At 52.8% G+C, this 7,954-nt stretch carries 4 protein-coding genes and 1 pseudogene; 1 reads left to right on the forward strand and 4 read right to left on the reverse strand.

Translation table 11 applies throughout. The features are described 5' to 3' along the window. Nucleotides 1–286: 286 nt before the first annotated feature. The 4 genes and pseudogenes from ACGG90_RS14865 to ACGG90_RS14880 all read right to left on the reverse strand — a co-directional run. Nucleotides 287–2,113, reverse strand: a pseudogene (locus tag ACGG90_RS14865) (family 65 glycosyl hydrolase domain-containing protein); the annotation flags it as partial. A 95-nt stretch (nucleotides 2,114–2,208) separates the two neighbouring features. After that, nucleotides 2,209–3,951, reverse strand: coding sequence for a glycoside hydrolase family 13 protein (locus ACGG90_RS14870; protein ID WP_390410611.1), 1,743 nt, complete (start codon nucleotides 3,949–3,951; stop codon nucleotides 2,209–2,211). Nucleotides 3,952–3,953: 2 nt separating this feature from the next. After that, entirely contained in the window at nucleotides 3,954–5,594 is a 1,641-nt protein-coding gene (locus ACGG90_RS14875) for an alpha-glucosidase (RefSeq protein WP_390410606.1), read from the reverse strand. Nucleotides 5,595–6,079: 485 nt separating this feature from the next. Further along, a complete protein-coding gene (locus ACGG90_RS14880; protein ID WP_390410607.1) occupies nucleotides 6,080–6,658 on the reverse strand; it encodes a uracil-DNA glycosylase family protein in 579 nt (192 codons plus the stop codon). Between the two features lie 461 nt (nucleotides 6,659–7,119). Here ACGG90_RS14880 and istA point away from each other — a divergent pair. Then, a partial coding sequence (gene istA, locus ACGG90_RS14885) for an IS21 family transposase (RefSeq protein WP_390410609.1) occupies nucleotides 7,120–7,954 on the forward strand: 835 nt, incomplete at its 3' end.

Raw genomic sequence — 7,954 nt, forward strand, 5'->3', positions numbered from 1 at the left:
CAGAATCGTCGTTGGTCTGGTAACTTGAGGCACTGATTGGCAAGTTGCCTAAAGTTGATACGATGAAGAAACTCTTGGAACAAAACGAGCCCGGCGTCATTTGAAAGTTGACCGCCGTCGGCGGTCACAGTCACATTGGTATTGCATTGCAGGGATAAGCTGGTTAAAGTTGAGATGGTGTGAAGCCTCGCTTTCGTGATGGTTTTTGTCGACTTAACCTTAGCATATAGGCGCACCCAATGGGTGAAACACCAAAGCAGCGCAGTCCCGTGTGAATCATGGGATTGCGCTGCTTTTTTGAAATTCTATGAATAATCCAGGATAAGCCTTGCAGCACGTCGGCTTGTTTGATAAAAGGCGAGCGCAAGATCTTGTCCCATGACCAGTGCTGATTAATTGGCCGCTGGCTGGCAGGAATGCTGCTGGCCGGCTGCAAATCTTTGTCTAAGAAAGTATCGTGTTGGATAAACAAGTGGCGCTTAGGATCTTGCGGGTAGTACATCTTAGCCACAATTTCCTGCCACAAACTTTGTTCTTCAGTGGAGACGGCCAAAGCTTCAACTGCCGCAGGATCGGCTAAAGGCAGGCGCTGCAAGGTGTATGCCAATTCCCACGCGCACATGGTATTGGTAAACCAGTTGTTGTTGACGTTATTTTCATATTCGTTCGGCCCGGTGACCCCATGGATCATGTAGGCTTGACGGCGCTTGGACCAATGCACCCGATCCGCCCAGAAGCGCGCCACACCCACTAACACCGCAATGCCTGGGCCGTTGACATAACTTTCATCGCCGGTGTAATCGGTGTATTGCTTAATGGCAAACGCAATATCGGAATTGCGGTGGATCTCTTCGAAGGTGATTTCCCATTCGTTGTGGCATTCGATGCCATTGAAGGTCACCATCGGAAACAACGCGCCGGCTAAGCCTTGTTGTTGGGCGTTGTGATAAGCGCCTGGCAATTGGTCATGGCGATATTGCAGCAAGGCCCGCGTGACTTGCGGCGGCGTGATGGCCAAGTACATCGGCACCACATACGCTTCAGTGTCCCAATACGTGGCCCCGCCGTATTTTTCTCCAGTGAAGCCTTTGGGGCCGATGTTTAAGCGCGGGTCTTCGCCATAATACGTCATAAACAGCTGCGCCAAGTTGAAGCGGATTCCTTGTTGCGCCGCCGCATCGCCGTCGATCACGACATCGCTTTGCGCCCAGCGCTTGGCCCACACCGCCGCATGCGCCGCCAAGGCCTGATCGAAACTTTGGGCAGCCAGTTGAGCCATGATGGCCTCAGCAACTGGCGCTTGTTGATCAGCAGCAACGTCTCGGCTGGTGATCACCACCACGCGCTTTTCAACGGTGAGGCTTTCGCCCTTCGTTAACTTAGCGGTGACGGTTTCTTGATAATAGCCGCTGCCAGTGCGGCGCATGCCTTGATAAGCTTGGCCGTTAACGCGCAAGGCTTGCTTGAGCAATACGGTAAACTGCGGTACCTCGAAGGGATTGGGCCGCGTTTGGGCTTGAATGAAGCCAGCAGAGCGCGATTCTGCAAGCGGCTGCCAAAACGCCGCGTCATAATTGCTGTCAGCGTTGTGGACATTGGCATCTAAGCCGGCGGTGATGGCAAGTTTGGCCGTGCCGCTTAACACCTTGGCGGTCAGTTGAATCAACGCCGCTTCCTTGGTGGCATTGGACACAAAGCGGGTGAAGGTGAAAGCCACCGTGGCTTGCTGGCTGACATAAGTGAAGCGCCGCTTGAGCTGCGGCACTTGCAGTTCCAAGCTCATGTAGAAGTCGCGGTATTCACATTGCGCCAGATCCACCACTTGATCATTGACGGTGATAGCCATGTCGATGAAGCGTGGCGCGTTGATCGCCTTGCCGAAGTACTCCGGATACCCGTTCTTCCACCAGCCAACGCGCGTCTTATCCGGAAACCACACGCCGGCCAAGTATGTGCCGGATAAACTGTCGCCAGAATAGCCTTCTTCGAAATTGCCGCGCATGCCCATGTAGCCATTGCCAATGGCGGTGAGGCTTTCTTGCAAGCGTCTTTGCGTCGGCGCCAAGTCGTGCGTGGCCACGCGCCAAGGATCGATTTCAAACAACCGGGTCATGTCCTCACTGCCTTTCTGGTTTTGCTTGTTCTAAGCGTATCAGGATTGCAACCGCTTTTACAAATATTAACCGCCTGTTACCGTTATCAGAATGATCAGGCAATGCTGATCACAAAGCCCAACGGTGCCAGTGCCTGGGCTTTGTACCCTTGGGCAAAAGTCGCCGGCGTCGCCAAAGGCTTGGCTTGCTTGCCAGTGTTGAACCAGGCTTGGGCAACTTGGTCTGCGTATGCACGCGTGACATGGATCAAGCCGTCAACCACCTCCAAGCGCGTGCTGCCGCGGCCAAATAACGGCGCATAAGCGCGCCGCAAGTGGATCAAAGCGGCCACTTGCTGCCAAGTCTCGCCATACAGCTTGTCCCAATCCATCGGCTTGCGGTCGTCTGGATCGTCTTCGCCAGTCATCCCCATTTCGGTACCGTAATACACGCAAGGCGCCCCGGTTTGCATGAAGGTGAACGCCAGCGCCTGATACGCCTTGCCCCAATCGCCTTTGGCCACCGTCAACAAGCGCGGCGTATCATGCGAATCCAGCATGTTCAACATCGCTTGATTGGCGGCATCTTGATATAGCATCAATTGATCACTCAAGCGCGCCACCAACTCAGGTGCATCGATCACGCCGGTGAGAAAATGGTCTTGGATCTGCTGGGTGAACGCATAATTCATCACCCCAGTGAACTCAGTGCCATTCAGCCACGGCCGGCTTTCATGCCACACCTCGCCTAGCACATAGAAATCACTTTTCACCGCCGTGGTTGCTTCATGAAACCGGCGCCAGAAGTGGTGATCGACTTCGTTGGCCACATCTAAGCGCCATGCATCGATGTCAAATTGCTTGATCCAATATGTCGCAATATCCAGCAAATACGCTTGCACCTCAGGATTGGCGGTATTAAGCTTCGGCATCCCCGGCCCAAAGGCAAAGGTATCAAACTGCGGTGCGCCTTGATGCAACAGCGGATCATGATACGGCGTCAGCGGCCAAGAATGGATATGAAACCAATCGACAAAGCGCGACGCCGGCCCATTCGTCAACACATCTTGCCATTGTAGCGACGCAAAGCCCAAGTGATTAAACACTGCGTCTAACATCACCTTCATATCCCGCTTGTGGGCCTCTTCTACCAATTTGGCAAACAACGCTTTGTCGCCGAAATCCGGATCGATTTGATAATAATCAATGGTGTCGTATTTATGATTGGAACTGGCTTTAAATATCGGACAGAAATACAAGCCATTGACCCCTAGCGCCTCTAAATCATCAAGATGATCCAACACCCCTTGCAGATCCCCGCCATAATGGTCTTCGCGCCCTGGATGATCTTCTGGCTGCCAAGGCTTGGTACCGACTGGATCATTGCTTTGATCGCCATTGGCAAAGCGCTCAGGAAAGATCTGATACCACGCCGTTTCACTGACCCAAGTTGGCGTATAAATGGCATCGATTTGGTGAAAATACGGCATCCGAAAATAATTCGTCGCATCCAATCGGGCCGTCTTTGAATCATTGCGCAAGCCGCGATCGCCATACAACACTACCGACCCATCATTGCCAGCTACCACAAACAGATACTGCAAGCGCGCATAAGAGGCTTGCAGCGTCACTTCCCAGTAGTCATGCGCTTGGCCCGTGGCCACTTTAGTCATGGCGGCGGTTTGATAAGAGAACCTGACCAGCTCTTCATCCGGCTTGAGCCAATAGGGATCCCCGTATAGTACTTGGACACTGTGCACGTTATCAACAGCGGTTTTCAAGCGCACCGCCAACGCATGCTCTGGCGTCAAGAAACAATCTTCGCTTTGCGGCCGATGGGCCAAAGCGGCAACATTCAAACTCATAAGCTGCTCCTTTCTTCGATCAACACCACACCAGCTTCTGGCGCCAGCGTCAAAGCTGCGCCATTCAGCTGATAATCACCAGCCCAAAGCAGCGGCGAATAGCGTCCTTTGGGCAAGGTCACCTGAGCTGGTTGTTGTCCTAGTCCCACCGCCACGATTGCCTTAGCATCAGGGGTTTGGCGTTGGTAGACATAGCTATTCTCATCAGTGGTCAACAACAAGTAATCACCCGTTTGAAAAAGGTGCCGCTTCTTCAATTCGATCAGCTGCCGATAGAATTGCCACATGCTGTCACGATCAAGCTGTTGCGCCGCGGCACTAGCCGTTGGCAATTCTTGTCCGCTTAACCACGGCGTTTGCGTGGAGAAGCCGTGGTGTGGCGCATCATCCCATTGCATCGGCGCTCGTGCCGGCAATTTATGCGTCGCCGACACCATTGCCAACGCTTCGGCCTCGCTTAGGCCGTGATTAACCGCAGCCGCCACAAACGGCGCCACCGTCGGATCTTTGAAGTCATCGGCTGAGGTAAATTGGAGATTTTGCATGCCTAATTCTTCGCCGTAATAAATGATCGGCAAGCCGCGCTGCAAATACATCAACATCGCCAAACTTCGCGCATGGGTTGCACTTTGCGCCACCCGGCCCAATACGCGGCCCATATCGTGATTGCTCCAATACAGCGTCGGGTACGCCATTAAAGTCTGCTGCCACACTGCTTGGGTTTGTTTGAACGCTTGCCAGTCCATCATTTTGGGCTGATAAGCGGCTGGCAAGCCGACATCGCCTGGCTGTTGGGTGAAATAGCGAAACGACACCACTGCATCCATTAAGTGATCCGTGTACGCTGACGCCAGATCCACACTGGCGCTGGCGGCTTCGCCTAACAAGAACGCGTCGGGAAAGTCCGCCTTCAGCTGAGCGACAAACGGCTTCAGCCAAGTTTGCACCTGCGGCAAGTTGGCGAAGAACGGTTCGGCCACCACCGGCTCATCAGCGGCGGTGGTGGGGAAATCTTGGGCCAAGTTGGCCTTGGCAATGTGAATGAACGCATCCACGCGCAAGCCGTCCAGCCCTTTGTGCAACCAGAACTCGGCGACGTCTTGCATCGCGTGGCGCACTTCGGGATTGGCCCAATTCAAATCCGGCATGTGTTTGTCAAACAAGTGAAAATACATCTGGCCGCTGGCATCAGGCGCTTCCTCCCATACCGAACCGCCAAAGAAGCTCCCCCAGTTATTCGGCGCCGGCCCGTTTTGAAAAATATAGTAGTCGCGATACAGCGAATGCGGCGTTTGGATGGCATCTTGAAACCAGGGATGCTGATCTGAGGTGTGATTCACCACAAAATCCAACACCACCCGGATCTTGGCTTGATGCAAAGCTTTGATCAAAGCTTCCATATCGGCCATGGTGCCCAGCCGCTCGTCGATCGCGTAGTAATTGGCAACATCATAACCGTTGTCCACTTGCGGCGAGGCAAACACCGGATTCAGCCACACACAATTGATCCCGAGTGCTTGCAGATACGGAATGCGCGCTTGGATACCGCGCAAGTCGCCGACCCCGTCGCCGTTACTGTCTTGGAAGCTTTTGGGATAGATCTGATAGATGATTGCTTCGTCATACCATGCACCCATACGCGCCCCTCCATTGTGTATCCGTTTTCTATAGCATACGAAGCTCGCGGCAGATTTGGCAAGTAAGTGCAGGCTGTTACCGGTCCCAGAATTTGCAGAAGGCCGGACCGGTGAAGCTCCGGTGCGTGGGGGCCGCGAGACGGTGCAGGCTATGCGGCCGGCTGCAACCGCAAAGTACGCGGTTTACGCCTAAGTTTAAAGCCCGCATCGCTGCGCTCAACGCGGTCTTTAAACTTGCCGCGTGTGGTGTCAGGTAAGCCTCGCATCTAGCTGCGCTGCGCTTGCGTCGACGCGAGTCTTACCTGACACCACACGTTTCACGGCCTGACCGTCTCGCGGCCCCCACGCACCTACGCTCCACCTGTCCTTTGAGATCAGAATTAAGGTAACCTTTGGTACGGTGAAAGATTGCGGGTAGACTGCGAAAACTAGAGTATTTTAAATTCAGTGCTTTGGCATCAAAAAAGCGCTGAGCTAATTTCAACTCAGCGCGTTAATAGTGATCGGACTTGGTGCTGCAAATCAGGCAGCACAGTGTCTGCAAACCACGGATTCTTCTTTAACCAGCCGTAATTTAACGGCGACGGATGCACCAGCGGGAAATACGGCGCATAATCTTGATAATGCCGCACGGTTTCCGTCAGGGTCTTCTGGCGCTTAGGCAGATAATACCGCTGCGCATACATCCCAATCAGCAAGGTCAACTGAATATGCGGCATCAGCGCTAACAGCGGCTTGTGCCACTTCTCGGCAAAGCCTTTGCGCGGCGGCAAGTCGCCGCTTTTACCTTTACCAGGGTAATAGAAATCAAGCGGCACCACCGCCAGCTTCCCGGAATCGTAAAACTCCGCATCAGTCACCCCCATCCACTCGCGCAGGCGATCGCCTGAAGCGTCGCGCCAATAGGTTTTGGCGGCTTGCGCGCTGCGGCTAGGCGCTTGGCTGACGATCAAGATCGTGGCATTGGGTTCATAGTGATACAGCGGATCGATGCCTGCCGCGGTGAAGGCCGCATTCTGCGGATCTTGGCGAATCGCTTCGTAAATCTGATCAGCATTTTGCATCAGCGCACCTCCTACACGTTAAGTATAGCGCATTGGCGGTTGGCTTAAGGTATGCGGTTAGTTGTGCGCACGCAAAAAGCCGCAATCCGTAAACTTTGGCCAGTTTTATTGCGACTTTCCAGCTTTCACTATTAGAAACTGTTAAATGAACGGCCACCAAATGAGGTGAACTGCCAAAGCCACATTTTACCATGTCGCGACAGGATGGCGCAACTTAGCAATTGGCGAGGCGGTTTGTATAATTTAATTGATAGTGTCCAATTAAATTGCTTCGATAGACGGCATCAGCGATCCATGGCACAATAGAGAGGCGCAAAGTGCGATGCGCGGTGGCCGAATTTCGAAAGGTGCTGATGTGTACATGGCGGCTATAAAATGTAGGAAAATGGCGATTTGAAATTGTCGGTTTTCCTGCATTTTTTGATATCATGAATCACATCGTAACCAAGGAGGAAAACGATGTGAGACAGGACATTCGAGAAGGAGTTAGAAAATATATGATTGAGGATATGAAACCCAACTTCGCTGCTATAGCCGAGCAATACAACTGTGATTACCGCACCGTCAAGCGGGCATACGAGGAGGTTAAGCGAGGAAGCAGCGATTCACTACCCCAACCCACCGAGGCCAGAGCTAAGCGACCAAGCAAACTGGATCCATTTCGCGAAAAGATTGATGAGAAGCTAAACATTCCGTGTTCAGCGATGGCCATCTACAAATTCATTGTGAAGCACGGCTTCACCGGCAAGTACTCGATTGTGCGAGACTATTGTGCCAAGTACAAGAAACACCAAGTACATAAAGCGACGATCAGAGTCGAACATACCGCCGGGCTTTCAGCGCAGGTTGACTGGAAAGAAGAAATGACACTGTATAACACCGAAGGCAAAGCCTTCACGTTCAACATCTTCTTGTATGTATTGCCATATTCCAAGCTGAAGTACCTGACGTTGATCTTTGAACGCAGCCAAGACACTCTCTTCAACTGTTTGGACGACGCTTTTCATCATACTGGTGGCATTCCCAAAGAGATCTGGTTTGACAACATGAAGCAAGTCGTCGATCATGCCAAGTCAGACATCGGCCAGCGCGTTGTATTGAATGAGCGCTTCAAGCAGTTCAGTCAGGATGCCGGCTACAAGCCGGTTGTCTGTCGCGTCTTCCGTCCGCAAACCAAAGGTGTTGTCGAAGCCTTGGCCCGTACCACGGAACGTCTGCGGGTCTATAACAATGAGTTTTACGACGAAGTGGATCTGGTCAATATCGTTGATGAACTGTGTTACGACCTCAACCACG

The sequence above is a fragment of the Lacticaseibacillus jixiensis genome (assembly GCF_042847315.1).
Taxonomy (GTDB): domain Bacteria; phylum Bacillota; class Bacilli; order Lactobacillales; family Lactobacillaceae; genus Lacticaseibacillus; species Lacticaseibacillus jixiensis.

Coding starts and splice junctions, on each gene's coding strand:
- ACGG90_RS14875 (WP_390410606.1), bottom strand. CDS start 5,594: ATGGGTGCATGGTATGACGAAGCAATCATCTATCAGATCTATCCCAAA.
- ACGG90_RS14880 (WP_390410607.1), bottom strand. CDS start 6,658: ATGCAAAATGCTGATCAGATTTACGAAGCGATTCGCCAAGATCCGCAG.